The sequence below is a fragment of the Mesorhizobium sp. M1409 genome, assembly GCF_040317535.1.
Taxonomy (GTDB): Bacteria; Pseudomonadota; Alphaproteobacteria; order Rhizobiales; family Rhizobiaceae; genus Mesorhizobium.
This window is the reverse complement of the sequence record NZ_JAMYKV010000032.1, coordinates 1-16,972: the sequence shown is the minus strand read 5'-3', so window position 1 is coordinate 16,972 and position 16,972 is coordinate 1. Positions and strand designations below refer to the sequence as shown.

Here is a 16,972-nt window from a genome sequence, read left to right as displayed (position 1 = left end):
TGCGCTGTAGCCGTCACGACATAAGCTGACATCATCATGCGCCCCACCATCCTCGATCCGCTGTTTGTCCCGATCACCTCGCTTGCCGGCGTCGGGCCGAAGGTTGGCGCCCTGATCGAAAAGGTTGTCGCGGCCGATCTGGGTGATCGCGTCGCCCGCGCGGGCGACCTTCTGTTCGTGCTGCCGCACACCGTCATCGACCGCCGCAGCCGTCCGGGTATTGCAGGGTCCGCCGAAGGCCAGATCGTCACGCTCGACGTGCGCATCGACCGCCACCAGCCGCCGCCGCGCGGCAACAGGTCGGTGCCCTACCGGGTCTATGCCCATGACGACACCGGCGAGATCGCGCTGACCTTCTTCCATGCGCATGCTTCCTATCTCGAAAAGGCGATGCCCGAAGGCGAGCATGTCGTGGTCTCGGGCCGCATGGAATGGTTCAATGGCCGCCCAAGCATGGTCCACCCCGACCATATCGCGCTGGCCAGCGAAGCGGAGAACCTGCCGCTGGTCGAACCGGTCTATCCGCTCACCGCCGGGCTCTCGGGCAAGGTGCTGCGCCGGGCAATCGGCCAGGCGCTGGCGCGCGTGCCTGAATTTCCCGAATGGCAGGATGGCGCCTTCATGCGCCGGCACACCTTTGCGGCCTTTGGTGATGCGCTTGCCCGTATCCACAATCCGGCGGACCCGATCGACGTCTCTGTCGACGGCGCTGCATGGCGGCGCCTGGCCTATGACGAGTTGCTGGCGGGCCAGGTTTCGCTGGCGCTGGTGCGGGCAAAAGTCCGTCGCCTGTCCGGCCGTCCCCTGGTCGGCGACGGCAGCATCGTCGAGAAACTGCGCGCCGCACTGCCCTACTCGCTGACATCAAGCCAGGAGTTCGCGCTGGCCGAAATCAATGCCGACCTCGCCGATCCCGAACGCATGCTGCGGCTTTTGCAGGGCGATGTCGGCTCCGGCAAGACGGTCGTGGCGCTGCTGGCCATGGCGCGTGCCGTCGAGGCCGGCGGCCAGGCCGCCTTGATGGCACCGACGGAAATCCTGGCGCGTCAGCACCTGGCGACCATCGCGCCGCTTGCCGCCAAGGTCGGGCTGCGCATCGCTATCCTCACAGGCCGTGAAAAGGGCCGCGAGCGCACCGACACGCTGGCAGGCCTGGCCAGCGGCGCGATCGACATCATCGTCGGCACCCACGCGCTGTTCCAGGAGACGGTCACCTTCCACGACCTGGTCTTTGCCGTCATCGACGAGCAGCACCGCTTCGGTGTCCACCAGCGCCTTGCCATCACCGCCAAGGGCGATGCGCCAGACATGCTGGTGATGACGGCCACACCGATCCCGCGCACGTTGGTACTGACCGCTTTCGGCGACATGGACGTGTCGAAGCTGACGGAAAAGCCGGCCGGCCGCCAGCCGATCCGCACCGTCACACTGCCCCTGGAGCGGCTCGATGAACTGGTCGGGCGCATGGTCGACGCCGTTGCCGCTGGCCAGAAGATCTACTGGATCTGTCCGCTGGTCGAGGAATCCGAAGAGATCAAGCTGATGTCGGCCGAGGACCGTTTTGCCTCGCTGAAGCCGCTGTTCGGCGACCGCATCGGCCTCGTCCATGGCCGCATGAAGGGCGCCGACAAGGACGAGGCGATGCGCGCCTTCAAGCAGGGCGAGACACGCATCCTGATCGCCACCACGGTCATCGAGGTCGGCGTCGATGTACCGGACGCCACCGTCATGGTCATCGAACATGCCGAACGCTTTGGCCTGGCCCAGTTGCACCAGCTGCGCGGGCGTGTTGGGCGCAGCGACAAGCCCTCCTCCTGCGTGCTGCTTTACAAGGACCCGCTCGGCGAGACCGCAAAACGCCGGCTGTCGGTAATGCGCGAGACCGAAGACGGGTTTCTGATTGCCGAGGAAGACCTGAAGCTGCGCGGCGAAGGCGAATTGCTGGGCACCCGCCAGTCCGGCACGCCGGGTTTCCAGGTGGCGCGCATCGAGGCGCATGCCGACCTTCTTGAGGCCGCCCGCGACGACGCCAGGCTGATCCTGTCGCGCGATCCGGAGCTGCAATCCGAGCGTGGCGAGGCGCTGCGCCTGCTGCTTTATTTGTTCGGACGCGACGAGGCCGTGCGGCTCCTGCGCGCCGGCTGAGCCAAGGCGGCAACCGATGGATTGGCAAGCATCCCCTCGATCGGCTCGCCATTCACGACGACCATTGGCTTGACCTCGGGGGCCACCAGCCCGGCCGAGACGATCAGCTTGGCGCCGTCCTCGATCGTCATGTCAAGCAGCACGATATCCGACTTCGGCACGTACATGAGAAAGCCAGTGGTCGGGTTCGGCGTACAGGGCATGAACACCGCAATGAGCGGATCGCCTTCCTGATCGAGCTTCTGGTTGATCTCGGTCTCCTTCTCGCTGGCGACGAAAACCAGCGACCAAACGCCCTTGCGCGGATATTCGACCAGCCCGACCTGGCGGAACATGTCGCCCTTGTTGGACAGCACGGTCTCGAAAATCTGCTTCAGCGAACCATAGATGCCGCGCACCAGCGGCATGCGGCCAAGCAGCCGTTCGCCGAAATTGACGATGGCTCGGCCGACGATGTTGGCCGTCAGGAAACCGATCAGCGTGATCAGGATCAGCGCCACGATCAGCCCGAACCCCGGAACCGGAAACGGCAGGTAGGAGTCCGGACTGTAGCGCACCGGAATATAGGGTTTCACCCAGGAATCGACCCAGCCGATGAACGACCAGGCGATATAGGCGGTGATCGCCAGTGGCGCACAGACAACGAAGCCTGTGAGGAAATAATTCCTCAGCCGGGTCATGCCGGAGGTCTTGGGAGCGTCGGACATGGTTCACCGGGAACGCGGGTTGCAGCGCAACATAGTGAACCGCAAGACGCTTTGGAACTACGAAGTTTTTAAAGGGCCGATTATGCCGCCGCGTCCAGCGGTTCGATTTTCTCGAGTTCCGGCGCCAGTTTCTTGGCTTCGGTTTCAAGCTCATAGGCCTGTTGAAAATTCATCCAGAATTCGGGTGTGGTGTTGAAAAATCTGGCGAGGCGGAGGGCCGTATCGGGGGTCAAGCCGATCTCCTCCTTGGCAATGCGCTCGATACGGGTGCGCGGAAGATTGAGATTTTTTGCCAGCGCGCCGGCACTCATGCCGAGCGGGACGAGATATTCTTCGCGCAGGAATTCTCCAGGATGAACTGGACGTGCGAACTTGAGCATAATTCAGGGTCCTCAAGGGTTCAGGGCAAATGCCTGCTCAATGGTAATCGACGATCTCCACGTCTTCAGCGCCAGCGGCGGTCCATTTGAAGCAGATGCGCCATTGGTCGTTGATGCGAATTGAATGCTGTCCGGCGCGGCTTCCTTCCAGGGCTTCGAGGTGATTTCCGGGCGGCGATCGAAGGTCATTCAGTTGGGCAGCGTTGGCAATTGCGCGGAGGCGACGTTCGCCGCGGGCAACCAAATCTGGCGGAAAGCCTTTTGGCGCCTTCCCTTCGGCAACCGCTTCGACCGCCTTGCCTTTGAACGAAACGATCAATAACGCGCCCTCTGGACTGTATCATACATTGATACAGACCGGCACGCAAGCAAATGTATCATCGGCCGATACAAATTTGCCACCGGTTGATGGGTGGCAAATGGTGAGTTGCCGATAGCTATTCCACCGTCACCGATTTCGCCAGATTGCGCGGCTGGTCGACGTCGGTGCCCATGAACACGGCGGTGAAATAGGCCAGCATCTGGATCGGCAATGCGTAGATGATCGGCGAGATGATTTCCGGCACGTCGGGCAGCACGATCGTCTCCATCGTCTTGACGCTCGTCAGTGCCGCACCCTTGCTGTCGGTGATCAGGATGATCTTGCCGCCGCGTGCCGCCACTTCCTGCATGTTCGACACGGTTTTTTCGAAAATGCGGTCATGTGGCGCGATGACGATGACCGGCATGTTCTCGTCGATCAGCGCGATCGGGCCATGCTTCAGTTCGCCCGCGGCATAGCCCTCGGCATGGATGTAGGAGATTTCCTTGAGTTTTAGCGCGCCTTCCATGGCCAGCGGGAAATTGGTGTCGCGGCCGAGATAGAGCACGTTCTTGTAGTGCGCGAGCTCGCGCGCGATCTTTTCGATCTGATGATCGAGCTTTAGCACCTGGTTGGCAAAGCGCGGAGCCTCCGAAAGCTCGCGCACAAAGATCTTTTCCTGCTCCTTCGAAATCGTGCCGCGCGCCACGCCGGCGCGCACGGCGAGCGATGCCAGCACCGATAGCTGGCAAGTGAACGCCTTGGTCGAGGCGACGCCGATCTCCGGCCCGGCCAGCGTCGGCAGCACGACGTCGGATTCGCGCGCCATGGTCGATTCCCGCACATTGACGACGGCGCCGATCTTCATCCCCGCCTTGCGGCAGTAGCGCAGCGAGGCCAGCGTGTCGGCGGTCTCGCCCGACTGCGAGATGAAGAAGGCGGCATCGTTCTTCGACAGCGGCATTTCGCGGTAGCGGAATTCGGAGGCGACATCGATGTCGACCGGCAGCCGAGCGTAGCGCTCGAACCAGTATTTGCCGATCAGGCCGGCGAGATACGCCGTACCGCAAGCCGAAATCGCCAGCCGGTCGATATTAGCGAAATCGAAAGGCAGGTCGAGCGGCTTGGAAACGCCACCGACAAAATCGAGATAATTCGCCAGCGTGTGCGAGATCACCTCGGGTTGTTCATGGATTTCCTTCTCCATGAAATGGCGCCGATTGCCCTTGTCGACCATGAAGCTGGTCGAGAGCGACTGCTGGCGCTTACGGTCGACCTTTGTGCCGTCAATGTCGAAGATGGTGACGCCGTCGCGGCGCACCACCGCCCAGTCACCATCTTCGAGATAGGTGATCGAATTGGTGAACGGGGCGAGCGCTATGGCGTCTGACCCCAGGAACATCTCGCCATCGCCATGGCCAACAGCCAGCGGCGGGCCGTTGCGGGCGCCGACGATCAGGTCTTCATCGCCCTTGAACATGATGGCCAATGCGAAAGCGCCTTCCAGCCGCTTCAGCGCCTGGTGCGCGGCATCAACCGGCTTCAGCCCCTTGGCGAGTTCGCTCGCCACCAGATGCGCCACGACCTCGGTGTCGGTCTGCGACGAGAAAGAATAGCCGTCGCGGATCAGCTCGGCGCGCAATTCGGCGAAATTCTCGATGATGCCGTTGTGGACGATGGCGACGCCATCGGAAAAATGCGGATGCGCATTGGTCTCGTTGGGCACGCCATGCGTCGCCCAGCGCGTGTGGCCGATGCCGATCGTACCGTCGAGCGGCTCGTTTTTCAGCAGGCGTTCGAGGTTGACCAGCTTGCCTTCGGCGCGGCGGCGGGCAAGCGCACCGTGGTCGATGGTGGCAACGCCGGCCGAGTCATACCCGCGATATTCGAGCCGCTTCAGCGCATCGACGATGAGCGGCGCAACCTGCGAGTGGCCGACGATTCCAACGATGCCGCACATCCAGAAAGCCCCCGATTCCCATGGAAAACCAGCGCTATTTAGGGATGGCCGGCCTGCCGCGAAAGTCACATTGCATTTCGTCCCGTGTAACGGAACGCTTATTCCTGTCGATGCACCATGACAGGCCGCTCTTGCAATCCGGTTACTGCACTCGTTCGGCTTTTTGCGGGCCGAGTTACTTTTTCTTCGCCGCAGCGGCCGAAGCAAAGCGTTCGCGCAATTCCCTGCCCTTGCCGGGGATCGTCTTCTGGCGAGCGCGGCCGAAGGCCAGCGCATCTTCGGGTACGTCTTCGGTGATGACGCTGCCTGAAGCAATGTAGCCGCCGTTGCCGATGGTGACAGGCGCCACCAGTGAGGAATTCGAACCGACAAAGGCGCCCTCGCCGATGTCGGTGAAGAATTTCGAATAGCCGTCATAATTGCAGGTGATGGTGCCGGCACCGATATTGGCGCCCGCGCCGACCCGTGCATCGCCGATATAGGTCAAATGGTTGACCTTGGCGCCCTCCTCGATAACAGCCTGCTTGACCTCGCAGAAATTACCGACCTTGGCCTTTTGCCTGAGATCGGCGCCCGGCCGCAGCCGCGCATACGGCCCGACATCGCAATTCGCTGCAATAGTGGCGCCTTCGATGTGGCTGAAGGCATGGATCTTGGCGCCGCCGGCGATTTTCACGCCTGGGCCAAACCAGACATTGGGTTCGACGATCGTGTCGGCGCCGATTTCGGTGTCGTGCGAGAAATACACGGTCTCCGGCGCGATCAGCGTCACGCCCGACAGCATTGCCTCATGGCGGCGGCGCGCCTGCCAGATGCCCTCGGCTTGCGCCAGTTCGGCGCGGTTGTTGATGCCGAGCGCGCTCTCGAAGCTGGCTTCGGTGGCAACGACGTCGAGTCTCCGCGCGCCGGCGATCTCGACGATGTCGGTGAGGTAGTACTCGCCCTTGGCATTCTTGTTGCCGACCGCGTCGAGCAGCTTCAGCGCATGCGCGCCGGCCACCGCCATCATGCCGGCATTGCAGAACGTGATTTTCTTCTCCTCCTCGGAGCAATCCTTCTCCTCGCGGATTGCGACCAGCTTGCCGTCTTTTTCGATCAGCCTGCCATAGCCGGTCGGATTGGGCGGACGGAAACCGATCACGACGACGGCAGCACCCTCCGCCAGTTTCAGCCGCGCCACGGTCAGAGCATCAGCGTCGATCAGCGGCGTGTCGCCAAACATCACAAGGATATCGTCATAACCCTTTGATATTGCATCGCGCGCGGCCAATACCGCATGAGCGGTGCCAAGGCGGTTTTCCTGCACGAAGGTCTCCGCCGCCGGAGCGAATTTTGCCGCGGCCTTGCGCATGTCTTCCGCGCCATGGCCAATCACCAGCGCCTGACTGCCGGCGCCAGCGGCCTCGGCCGCCTTCACCACATGGGCCACCATCGGCAGCCCGGCAATCAGATGCAGCACCTTCGGCAACGCACTCTTCATGCGCGTGCCTTCGCCGGCGGCGAGGATGACGGACAGGCAGGATCTCTGGCTCATGAAAGGACAACCGAATGAAAGGGTTGGGAATCAAGACACGATAGCAGTGGCGCCATGCTGCACCAATGCGGTTAAATTCCGGTGAGATGGTGGTGCAGCTGACTCTTAATCAGTGGGTCCAGAGTGCAGATCTAGTGTCGGGTGCCTACCCCAACCGCCCCAGCACCGGGAAATTCTCCAGCAGCCAGTAGGACACGGTCTGCACGCCACCGGTGAGGAAAAACACGCCGGCGACGACCAGCAGCGCGCCGATCGCCTTTTCGACGCGGCCGAGATGGACGCGGAATTTGCCGAGGAAGCGCATGAAGGCGCCCGAAAACAGCGCCGCGATCAGGAACGGGATGCCGAGGCCAAGCGAATAGGCGGCAAGCAGCAGCGCGCCCTCGCCCACCGTCTCGCGGCCGCCGGCCAGCGTCAGGATCGGCCCCAGCACGGGGCCGATGCACGGTGTCCAGCCGAACGCGAAAGCCAGCCCCATGACATAGGCGGCGACCGCGCTTGCCGGCTTGCCCTGCGACTGGAAGCGCGCCTCGCGCGACAACAGCGGGATGCGCAGGATGCCGAGGAAGTTCAGGCCCATCAGGATGATCAGCACACCGGCACCCATCGCCAGTTGCTCCTGCCAGACCCGCAGCAGCCGGCCGATGGTCGACGCACCGGCTCCGAGCGCAACGAACACCGTGGAAAAGCCTAGCACGAAGGCGATCGAGGAATAGAGCAGCGCACCGCGGGCGCCTTCGCGCGTCGCCGCACCCGCATTGCCGCGGAAATCGTCGACCGAGACGCCTGCCATATAGCAGAGATAGGGCGGCACCAGCGGCAGCACGCAAGGCGACAGGAACGAGATCGCTCCCGCCCCGACCGCGCTGACATAGCCGATGTCCAATGCCATTTCCAAGAACTCCAGTGCCGTGGCTGATATAGCGGCGCGCAGCCTTGTCCACCAATCACCATTGTGTTGGCAAGATCATCCCTTGCCGAACGCACTTGCCGGGGAAGAAACGACGACGCGCGGGCGTTGATGCGGTGAGGCCGCGATTTCCCGCGCGTCTCCAGATATCAGTCAAGGAGATTTCCATGAAAACCATAACCTTAGGGCTGGCAGCGCTTTTGCTCAGCACCGCCGCATCCTTCGCCGCCGACGCGTGGAAGGAAGCCGAGGTCAATGGCACCAAGATCTACACCGACGCCAACGGCATGACGCTTTATACCTATGACAAGGACGAGAAGGGCAAGACCAACTGCTACGACAAATGCGCCACCAACTGGCCGCCGCTGAAGGCCGAGGCCGGCGCCAAGGCGGACGACGAATGGAGCGTTGTCGACCGCACCGACGGCACCAAGATGTGGGCCTATGACGGCAAGCCGGTCTATACCTTCATCAAGGACAAGAAACCAGGCGATGTGACCGGAGATGGTGTCGGCGAGGTCTGGCATATCGTCAAGGCCGACTAGGGTACTCGATACCCAGCCGCCCGATGGCGGGACAAGGGCTGGTCGCCGGGCATCCCTCTTTCAGCCGGCGACCGGCGCCACAGCTTGCTATTAAAGCCGCCTGTTATGGCTCTGGGCAGCATTTCAGCGACTCGGTGGAAAACAGATCGGGTCGATTCCGATGACTCGGGGACCACCAACTCCCTTTCCCAAAATTCTGTGATTTTCACCATACACTCTAAGAGTGTATTGCTGCGGAGAGCTTCGCAATTTGGGCGCTTCCCCTTGACCGGATGCAAAAGCGCCGCCATGTGAGCGACAAATAGAACAAGATTTCGTCGCGCGCAGCGGAATTCTTCTGCCGCACCACAGCTGATATGAGACCTCATGGACGTCGTCGTCGTCGAATCGCCGGCCAAGGCAAAGACAATCAACAAATACCTCGGCAAGAACTACAAGGTTCTGGCCTCGTTCGGCCATGTCCGCGATTTGCCGGCCAAGGATGGCTCGGTGCGTCCGGACGAGGATTTCGCCATGTCCTGGGCGGTCGACACCGCTTCGGGCAAGCGGCTTGCCGACATCGCCAAGGCGGTCAAGGATGCCGACGGCCTGATCCTCGCCACCGATCCGGATCGCGAGGGTGAAGCCATCTCCTGGCATGTGCTGGAGGTGCTGAAGCAGAAGCGCGCGCTGAAGGACAAGCCGGTCAGCCGCGTCGTCTTCAACGCCATCACCAAATCGTCGGTGCTGGAAGCAATGGCCAATCCGCGCCAGATCGATGCGCCGCTGGTCGATGCCTATCTCGCCCGTCGGGCGCTGGATTATCTCGTCGGCTTCACGCTGTCTCCGGTGCTGTGGCGCAAGCTGCCGGGCGCCCGCTCGGCCGGCCGCGTTCAGTCGGTGGCGCTGCGTCTGGTCTGCGACCGCGAATCCGAGATCGAGCGCTTCATCCGCGAGGAATACTGGCAGATAGCCGCTCTGCTCGGCACGCCGCGCAACGAGAATTTCGAAGCGCGGCTGACCGCCTTCGACCGCAAGAAGCTGCAAAAGCTCGACATTTCCAACAAGGCGCAGGCCGACGACATCAAGTCGATGCTTGAAGGCGCGACCTTCAAGGCGGTGTCGGTGGAAGCCAAGCCGACCAAGCGCAATCCGGGCCCGCCCTTCACCACCTCGACGCTGCAGCAGGCCGCCTCATCGGGCCTCGGCTTCTCGGCCAGCCGCACCATGCAGGTGGCACAGCGCCTCTATGAAGGCATGGAGATCGGCGGCGAGACCACCGGCCTGATCACCTATATGCGAACCGACGGCGTGCAGATGGCGCCGGAGGCGATCGACGCCGCACGCGATGCCATCGCCAAGGAATTCGGCCCGAAATACCTGCCGGAAAAGCCGCGCCTTTACACGACCAAGGCCAAGAATGCGCAGGAAGCGCACGAAGCGATCCGCCCGACGGATTTCATGCGCACCCCGGCATCGGTCAGGCAATATCTCGATTCCGACCAGATGCGGCTTTATGAGCTGATCTGGAAGCGCGCCATCGCCAGCCAGATGCAGCCGGCCGAGATCGAGCGCACCACCGCCGAGATCGAGGCGGTCAACGGATCGCGCACCGCCGAGCTTCGCGCCATCGGCTCGGTCGTTCGCTTCGACGGCTTCATTGCCGCCTACACCGACCAGAAGGAGGACGACGCGGAAGACGAGGAAAACCGCCGCCTGCCCGAGATCCGCGCCGGCGAGCAGCTGGTCCGCCAGGCGATCAACGCCACGCAGCACACCACCGAGCCGCCGCCGCGTTATTCGGAGGCTTCGCTGATCAAGAAGCTGGAAGAGCTCGGCATCGGCCGGCCTTCCACCTATACGGCGATCCTGAAGACGCTCGAGGACCGCGACTACGTCACCATCGACAAGCGCCGGCTGGTGCCGCAGGCCAAGGGCCGGTTGCTGTCGGCCTTCCTCGAAAGCTTCTTCAAGCGCTATGTCGAGTACGACTTCACCGCGTCCCTCGAGGAAAAGCTCGACGAGATTTCCGACGGCAAGCTCGCCTGGAAGGACGTGCTGCGCGATTTCTGGAAGGATTTTTCGGGCGCCGTCACGGACATCAAGGAGCTGCGCGTCACCGACGTGCTCGATGCGCTTAACGAGGAACTGGCGCCGCTGGTGTTTCCCGCGCGCGAAGACGGCTCGAACCCCCGCATCTGCCCGAAATGCGGCACCGGCAACCTGTCGCTGAAGCTCGGCAAGTTCGGCGCCTTCGTCGGCTGCTCGAACTATCCCGAATGCTCCTTCACCCGCCAGCTCGGCGACGCCGCCAATCCCAATGGCGAGAATGGCGGCGGCGAAGACGGCACCAAGGTCATCGGCAAGGATCCCTACACGTCAGAGGAAATCACGCTGCGCAGCGGCCGCTTCGGCCCCTATCTGCAGCGCGGCGACGGCAAGGAAGCCAAGCGCTCCAGCCTGCCCAAGGGCTGGACGGCAGAATCGATCGACCACGAGAAGGCGCTGGCGCTGCTGTCGCTGCCGCGCGATGTCGGCCAGCATCCGGAAACGGCCAAGATGATCTCGGCCGGGCTCGGCCGCTACGGCCCGTTCGTTCTGCATGACGGCACCTACGCCAATCTCGACAGCATCGAGGACGTGTTCTCGATTGGCCTGAACCGCGCCGTGTCGGTGATCGCCGAGAAGCAGTTGAAGGGCAAGGGCGGCCGCAATGGCGGCACCGCCGCTGCGTTGAAGGAGCTTGGCGACCATCCCGATGGCGGCGGCAAGATCGTCGTACGTGACGGCAAATACGGGCCGTACGTGAATTTCGGCAAGATCAACGCCACCCTGCCGAAGGGCAGGGATCCGCAGTCGGTGACCATCGAGGATGCGCTGGCGCTGATTGCCGAGAAGGAAGCCAAGGGCGGCGGCGGCAAGAAGCCGTTCCGCAAGGCGGCTGCGGCCAAGGCCCCGGCAACGAAGAAAGTGGCGGCCAAGAAAACGGCGGCCAAGAAGCCGGCAGCGAAGAAAAAAGGGTAGGACGGCGTGGCGCGCAAGATCACCGGTAGAACCCACGGCGATCCGCGCACCGCCGACACGAGAGCCAAGGTCAAGGACGACTATCGGCCCTCGCGTGACGAAATCCTGCGCTACATCGCCGAAAATCCCGATCGCGCCGGAAAACGCGACATCGCCAAGGCGTTCGCGCTGCGCGGCGACGACCGCATCTGGCTGAAGGATCTGCTGCGCGACCTGCAGGACGAAGGTTTCCTGACCAAGGAGCGCAAAGGGTTGGCCCGCGTCGGTGCCCTGCCCCACGTCACGGTCCTCGATATTTTTGACCGTGACGCCGATGGCGTTCTGTTGGCGCGTCCCACCGAACACACAGCCAATGGACCGCCACCCATTGTTTCCATCCGCCTGTCGCGCAGTGGTGGTGGACCGGCGCCCGGCATTGGCGACCGCGTGCTGGCCAAGACCTTCCCCGCCGACGAGACGAATGTCGCCCTGGGTGGCCCGGCATACACCGGACGGGTGGTGAAGATCTTCGAAAAGCGCACCGATGCCGTGCTCGGTGTCTTTCGCATCCTGCAGGATGGCACCTTCCGCATCGAACCGGTGGAACGGCGCCAGCCCGAACTGATCGTCGACAAGGAATTCCAGAACGGCGCCAAAGGCGGCGACCTGGTCGAGGTCGAGCCCGCGCGGGCCTCCCGCTATGGGTTGCCGAGAGCCAAGGTGCTCAACGTGCTGGGCTCGCTGACCAGCGAAAAGGCGGTCTCGATGATCGCCATCCACGCCCACGACATTCCGCATATTTTTCCGGCCGACGTCATCGCCGAATCCGAAGCCGTCAAGCCGGCGACGCTTGCTCACCGCGAGGACTGGCGCGACCTGCCGCTGGTCACCATCGATCCGGCCGACGCCAAGGACCATGACGATGCCGTTTTCGCCACGCCGGATCTCGACGAGAAGAACCCCGGCGGCGTGGTCGCCACGGTGGCGATCGCCGATGTCGCGGCCTATGTGCGCTATGGCACGGCGCTCGACCGCGAGGCGCTGAAGCGCGGCAATTCGGTCTATTTCCCGGATCGCGTGGTGCCGATGCTGCCCGAGCGCATCTCCAACGATCTCTGCTCGCTGCGCGAGGGCCAGGATCGCCCGGCGCTGGCGGTGCGCATGATCTTTTCGGCCGAGGGCCGCAAGCTCAGGCACTCCTTCCACCGCGTCATGATGAAGTCGGCGGCAAAGCTCGCCTACAGCCAGGCGCAAGCAGCGATCGACGGCGTGCCGGACGAGAAGACCGGCCCGATCCTCGATACGGTGCTTAAGCCGTTGTGGGAGGCCTATGCGATCCTCAAGCGTGGCCGCGAAGGCCGCCAGCCGCTCGAGCTCGACCTGCCGGAGCGCAAGATCCTGCTCAAGCCAGACGGCACGGTCGATCGCGTCATCGTGCCGGACCGGCTCGATGCCCACAAGCTCATCGAAGAATTCATGATCCAGGCCAATGTCGCGGCAGCCGAGACGCTGGAGGCGAAGAAGCAGGAACTGGTCTACCGCGTCCATGACGCGCCATCGCTCGCCAAACAGGAATCGCTGCGCGAGTTCCTGCAGACGCTTGGCCTGTCGCTGGCCCGCGGCGCGCAGATGCAGCCGAGCCAGTTCAACGGCATCCTCGAGCGTGTGCGCGGCGCCGACAATGAAGGCCTGGTCAACGAAGTCGTGCTGCGCTCGCAGAGCCAGGCCGAATACTCGCCCAAGAACATCGGTCATTTCGGTCTCAACCTCAGGCGCTACGCCCATTTCACCTCGCCGATCCGCCGCTATGCCGATTTGATCGTGCATCGCGGACTTATTGCCGCACTCGGCCTCGGTCCGGGCGCGCTGACGCAGGACGAAGCGGCACGGCTCGAAGATGTCGCGGTGCTGATCTCAGGCACGGAACGCCGCGCAATGGCGGCCGAGCGGGACACGGTCGACCGTCTGGTCGCCGCCTATCTCGCCGAGCGCATCGACGACCGTTTCGATGCCCGCATCTCCGGCGTCACCAAATCAGGACTATTTGTCCAATTGCCGCAGTACGGCGCGGATGGTTTCATCCCGGTGTCAACATTGAACGGCGATTACTACATATACGACGAAACCGCCCGTTCCCTGTTCGGAGAACGCTCGGGCAAAGGCTACCAGCTCGCGGACCGCGTCGAGGTCCGACTCGTCGAAGTGGCGCCGATGGCCGGCGCGATGCGCTTCGAGATGTTGACCGACCCGAAGCCTTTGCCGGGCTCCAAGCGGTCGTTTCACAAGGCCAAGGGCCGCGCCCGCGCGTCGCAATCGCGACCGGGTTCGCGCGGCAGGAGACGATGATGACAACAGCCACGGAAGAACAGGTTTTCGGCGGAGAACATCACTCGGGCCGGGCTGCCCGCCCGCTGTGGACGGCGATGAAGCGCGGCCTGCTCGGCCGCTGCCCGCATTGCGGCGAAGGCAAGCTGTTTCGCGCTTTCACCAAGACCGTCGACACATGCGGTATCTGCGGCGAGGAACTGCATCACCACCGCGCCGACGACCTGCCCGCCTATCTCGTCATCGTCATCGTCGGCCACATCGTGCTCGGCGCCTTCATGGGCGTGGAGGCGACGTCCACCTTGTCGACGTGGCAGCACATCGCCATCTGGGTGCCGCTGACCATCCTTCTGTCGGTCGCGCTGCTGCAACCGGTCAAGGGGGCCGTCATCGGACTGCAATGGGCCTTCTATATGCACGGCTTCGGCGGCGAGCACGACGTGATCGAGCCGCATCCCGGAACCTGAGGCGCGGCCAAGATTGCGGCCTGGCGCAACATACCGACCGTGAAAGGCCACTTTCGCTTGCCAGAAGTTTCCGCTAGGTCCTGCGCATGGACGGTATGACCAAGGCGGAAGTCGCCAAGATCGAGCGGAGCATGATCGCTCATAGCGACCAGCCAATTCGCCCGCGCGACGCGGCAACCCTGATCCTGCTCGACCGCAAGGGCGATGACGTGCTGGTTCTGATGGGCCGCCGCCATGCCGGCCACGCCTTCATGCCGGGCAAGTTCGTCTTTCCCGGCGGCCGCACCGACCCGGCCGACAGCCGCATCCCGGTCGCCGCCGCACTGCACCCTGAGCAGGTAGCCAGGCTGATCGCCGGGCCGGGCCGCACAAGCGCCGCACGAGCCCGCGCCATCGCCTTGTCGGCCATCCGCGAGACCTATGAGGAAGCCGGATTGCTGATCGGCCGCAAAGGCGCTTTCGCCACGGCCAGGGCCGATTGGCAAGGTTTTGCCGAACACGGCGTGCAGCCCTCTCTGGACATGCTGCGCTTCGTCGCGCGCGCCATCACGCCGCCCAACCGGGTACGCCGCTTCGACACACGCTTCTTCAGCGCCTGGCGCGACGATGTCGCGGTAGAACTGCCCGGTGGCGGCCCGACCAACGAACTCGAAGAGCTGGTCTGGCTGCCACTTGCCAAGGCCAGGGAAGCCGACATCCCCGACATCACCCGAATGATCCTGGACGAGCTGCAAAAGCGCCTCGCCCATGATCCGCTGTTGCGTCCGGGCGGTCCCGTGCCCTTCTACCGGCTTGTCCGCAACCGTTTCACCCGCGAACTTCTCTAGAGTATTCAGCATCCCCATGACGGTCGATACCCAACAACAGGGCGACGAACGCGTACACTGGCTGCCGATGGTGGCGGCGATCTCGTCGATCAGTGTCGTCGGCATAGCCATCGGCCTCGGCATGCCGCTGCTCAGCGTCATCCTCGAAACACGCGGCCATTCTGCCTCGATGATCGGCCTCAACACGGCCGTCGCCGGCCTCGCCTCGATCGCCGGAGCGCCGCTCGCCACACCGCTCGCCATGCGCTTTGGCGTCGCCTGGACCATGATTGCCATGATCGCCGCCGGCGCGCTGGCCTTTGTCGGCTTCCATTTCGCGCCCGATTTCTGGATGTGGTTTCCGCTGCGCATCGTGCTGCACATCGCGCTGACGGTGCTGTTCATCCTGTCTGAATTCTGGATCAGCACCTCGGCGCCGCCGCATCGGCGCGGCCTTGTCCTCGGCATCTACGCCACGGTTCTGTCGCTCGGCTTTGCCGCCGGGCCGTGGCTGTTCGCCCATCTCGGCAGTTCCGGCTTCAGACCGTTCGGCGTCATCATCTGTCTGGTGACGCTGGCCGCCATACCGGTGCTGGCGGCGCGCAACGAGAGCCCGTCGATCGCCTCCGACGGCGAGACCAGCAATTTCCTGCGCTATATCTGGCTGGTGCCGTCGGCGACGGCCGCCGTGCTTGTGTTCGGCGCGGTGGAAACCGGCGGCTTTGCGCTGTTCCCGATCTACGGCAGCCGCATCGGCTATTCCGAAGCCGACGCGGCCCTGCTCCTGACCATGATCGGCCTCGGCAACGTGCTGCTGCAGATCCCCATCGGCATGATCAGCGACCGCGTCACGGACCGCCGCTATCTGCTGATTGCCTGCGCCATGGTTGGCCTTGTCGGCACGGTCTTCATGCCCTTCTTCGCGCAGAATTGGCACCTGATGGCGGCACTTCTGTTCGTCTGGGGCGGCGTCGTCGCTGCCATGTACACGATCGGCCTTGCCCATCTCGGCTCGCAGCTTTCCGGCCACGAACTGGCGTCGGCCAACGCCGCCTTCGTGCTGTGCTACGGTGTCGGCATGGTTCTCGGTCCGCAAGCGATCGGCATCGGCATGGATGCGTTCGGTCCGTCCGGCTTCGGCTGGTCGCTCGGCCTGTTCTTCGCCGCCTATATTGCCTTGGTCGCCGTCAGGCTGGTCCGCAAGATCCTGTTGTAGCGCGACTGCCGCTAGCCCTGCATTTGGCATGGCGCGGTGACAGGCTGCTGACAGAACCGTGTCAGGAGCACAGGGCTAAAAGGGTGTCCCAAAACACTTGAGGACATTTCCATGATCGACAGCGGCTTTGAAACCACATCGCTACGAATGACACTGCTTCTGCTTGTGACCTTCCAGGCCCCGGCCGCCGATGTCGACCGCATCATGGACGCGGTGGTGGCGATAGCGCCGCTGGCCATGGGCAAATATGACCGCAATGCCTATCAGTCGGCGCATGGCATCGAACGCTACAGGCCGCTTGAAGGTGCGGCCGCCGGCGCCGAAACCGAATTGCGGCGCCGCCCCGGCACGGTCGAGGTTTCCTTCGAACTGCCCGACGACCAGGCGCTGGCCGCCCGCGTCGTCGAGGCGATTTTCCAGGCGCACAGCTACCAGGAACCGGTGATCCGCATTCAGCCGATCCTGGCCAGCCGTTCCAAGGGGCTGGACGATCGCGCCAATCCGAATCGCTGGTGGAACACGACCGGAGACTGGAAGAAGGTTGCGGTATCGGCGACGGAAACCGCATGATTTCCACCCACCAGCAGGCCCAAGCGGATCGCACAGGGCCAGGGGAATCGGGTGAGTTAATTATCGTGAGATGACGCTTACGAGGAATTCGTCGTCCCACGCCGCCACTTTTCGTTTCAATCGC

General features: G+C 63.4%; 14 protein-coding genes. 8 read left to right on the top strand and 6 right to left on the bottom strand.

Annotated elements, in window-relative coordinates; genetic code table 11:
* Positions 1–36 precede the first annotated feature (36 nt).
* Positions 37–2,145 carry an ATP-dependent DNA helicase RecG gene (gene recG, locus NKG99_RS22650; protein WP_352870855.1) on the top strand — a complete coding sequence of 703 codons (2,109 nt, stop codon included), beginning with the start codon at positions 37–39 and terminating at the stop codon, positions 2,143–2,145.
* Here recG and NKG99_RS22645 read toward each other — a convergent pair.
* The 6 genes from NKG99_RS22645 to NKG99_RS22620 all read right to left on the bottom strand — a co-directional run bounded on the left by NKG99_RS22645 (position 2,097) and on the right by NKG99_RS22620 (position 7,919).
* Entirely contained in the window at positions 2,097–2,852 is a 756-nt protein-coding gene (locus NKG99_RS22645; RefSeq protein ID WP_352870853.1) for a DUF502 domain-containing protein, read from the bottom strand. The two genes, recG and NKG99_RS22645, sit on opposite strands and share 49 nt — an antisense overlap.
* 80 nt (positions 2,853–2,932) lie before the next feature.
* Positions 2,933–3,232, bottom strand: coding sequence for a HigA family addiction module antitoxin (locus NKG99_RS22640; protein ID WP_352870851.1), 300 nt, complete (start codon positions 3,230–3,232; stop codon positions 2,933–2,935).
* A 37-nt stretch (positions 3,233–3,269) separates the two neighbouring features.
* Positions 3,270–3,551, bottom strand: coding sequence for a type II toxin-antitoxin system RelE/ParE family toxin (locus NKG99_RS22635; protein ID WP_352870850.1), 282 nt, complete (start codon positions 3,549–3,551; stop codon positions 3,270–3,272).
* A gap of 118 nt (positions 3,552–3,669) precedes the next feature.
* Positions 3,670–5,493 (bottom strand): glutamine--fructose-6-phosphate transaminase (isomerizing), encoded by a 1,824-nt coding sequence (gene glmS / locus NKG99_RS22630; protein ID WP_352870849.1) that lies wholly within the window; start codon positions 5,491–5,493, stop codon positions 3,670–3,672.
* 175 nt (positions 5,494–5,668) lie between these two features.
* Positions 5,669–7,027, bottom strand: coding sequence for a bifunctional UDP-N-acetylglucosamine diphosphorylase/glucosamine-1-phosphate N-acetyltransferase GlmU (glmU, locus tag NKG99_RS22625; protein WP_352870847.1), 1,359 nt, complete (start codon positions 7,025–7,027; stop codon positions 5,669–5,671).
* A gap of 145 nt (positions 7,028–7,172) precedes the next feature.
* Complete coding sequence (locus NKG99_RS22620; protein ID WP_352870846.1) at positions 7,173–7,919, bottom strand: cytochrome c biogenesis CcdA family protein; 747 nt, start codon at positions 7,917–7,919, stop codon at positions 7,173–7,175.
* A 185-nt stretch (positions 7,920–8,104) separates the two neighbouring features.
* On the opposite strand from NKG99_RS22620, the gene NKG99_RS22615 reads away from it, so the two are divergent.
* The 7 genes from NKG99_RS22615 to NKG99_RS22585 all read left to right on the top strand — a co-directional run bounded on the left by NKG99_RS22615 (position 8,105) and on the right by NKG99_RS22585 (position 16,848).
* A complete protein-coding gene (locus tag NKG99_RS22615) occupies positions 8,105–8,482 on the top strand; it encodes a COG4315 family predicted lipoprotein (protein WP_352870845.1) in 378 nt (125 codons plus the stop codon).
* 366 nt (positions 8,483–8,848) lie between these two features.
* A complete protein-coding gene (gene topA, locus NKG99_RS22610; protein ID WP_352870844.1) occupies positions 8,849–11,485 on the top strand; it encodes a type I DNA topoisomerase in 2,637 nt (878 codons plus the stop codon).
* Between the two features lie 6 nt (positions 11,486–11,491).
* Entirely contained in the window at positions 11,492–13,810 is a 2,319-nt protein-coding gene (gene rnr / locus NKG99_RS22605) for a ribonuclease R (RefSeq protein WP_352870842.1), read from the top strand.
* Entirely contained in the window at positions 13,810–14,256 is a 447-nt protein-coding gene (locus NKG99_RS22600; protein WP_352870841.1) for a DUF983 domain-containing protein, read from the top strand. The genes rnr and NKG99_RS22600 overlap by 1 nt, the downstream gene beginning before the upstream one ends.
* Before the next feature lie 86 nt (positions 14,257–14,342).
* Positions 14,343–15,083 carry an NUDIX hydrolase gene (locus tag NKG99_RS22595; RefSeq protein WP_352870839.1) on the top strand — a complete coding sequence of 247 codons (741 nt, stop codon included), beginning with the start codon at positions 14,343–14,345 and terminating at the stop codon, positions 15,081–15,083.
* A 16-nt stretch (positions 15,084–15,099) separates the two neighbouring features.
* The gene (locus NKG99_RS22590; RefSeq protein ID WP_352870838.1) at positions 15,100–16,278 is read left to right on the top strand and encodes an MFS transporter; all 1,179 of its coding nucleotides are present in this window, start codon (positions 15,100–15,102) and stop codon (positions 16,276–16,278) included.
* Positions 16,279–16,389: 111 nt separating this feature from the next.
* Entirely contained in the window at positions 16,390–16,848 is a 459-nt protein-coding gene (locus tag NKG99_RS22585) for a YqfO family protein (protein ID WP_352870837.1), read from the top strand.
* Positions 16,849–16,972 lie beyond the last annotated feature (124 nt).

Coding starts and splice junctions, on each gene's coding strand:
- recG (WP_352870855.1), top strand. CDS start 37: ATGCGCCCCACCATCCTCGATCCGCTGTTTGTCCCGATCACCTCGCTT.
- NKG99_RS22645 (WP_352870853.1), bottom strand. CDS start 2,852: ATGTCCGACGCTCCCAAGACCTCCGGCATGACCCGGCTGAGGAATTAT.
- NKG99_RS22640 (WP_352870851.1), bottom strand. CDS start 3,232: ATGCTCAAGTTCGCACGTCCAGTTCATCCTGGAGAATTCCTGCGCGAA.
- glmS (WP_352870849.1), bottom strand. CDS start 5,493: ATGTGCGGCATCGTTGGAATCGTCGGCCACTCGCAGGTTGCGCCGCTC.
- glmU (WP_352870847.1), bottom strand. CDS start 7,027: ATGAGCCAGAGATCCTGCCTGTCCGTCATCCTCGCCGCCGGCGAAGGC.
- NKG99_RS22620 (WP_352870846.1), bottom strand. CDS start 7,919: ATGGCATTGGACATCGGCTATGTCAGCGCGGTCGGGGCGGGAGCGATC.
- NKG99_RS22615 (WP_352870845.1), top strand. CDS start 8,105: ATGAAAACCATAACCTTAGGGCTGGCAGCGCTTTTGCTCAGCACCGCC.
- topA (WP_352870844.1), top strand. CDS start 8,849: ATGGACGTCGTCGTCGTCGAATCGCCGGCCAAGGCAAAGACAATCAAC.
- NKG99_RS22600 (WP_352870841.1), top strand. CDS start 13,810: ATGACAACAGCCACGGAAGAACAGGTTTTCGGCGGAGAACATCACTCG.
- NKG99_RS22595 (WP_352870839.1), top strand. CDS start 14,343: ATGGACGGTATGACCAAGGCGGAAGTCGCCAAGATCGAGCGGAGCATG.
- NKG99_RS22590 (WP_352870838.1), top strand. CDS start 15,100: ATGACGGTCGATACCCAACAACAGGGCGACGAACGCGTACACTGGCTG.
- NKG99_RS22585 (WP_352870837.1), top strand. CDS start 16,390: ATGATCGACAGCGGCTTTGAAACCACATCGCTACGAATGACACTGCTT.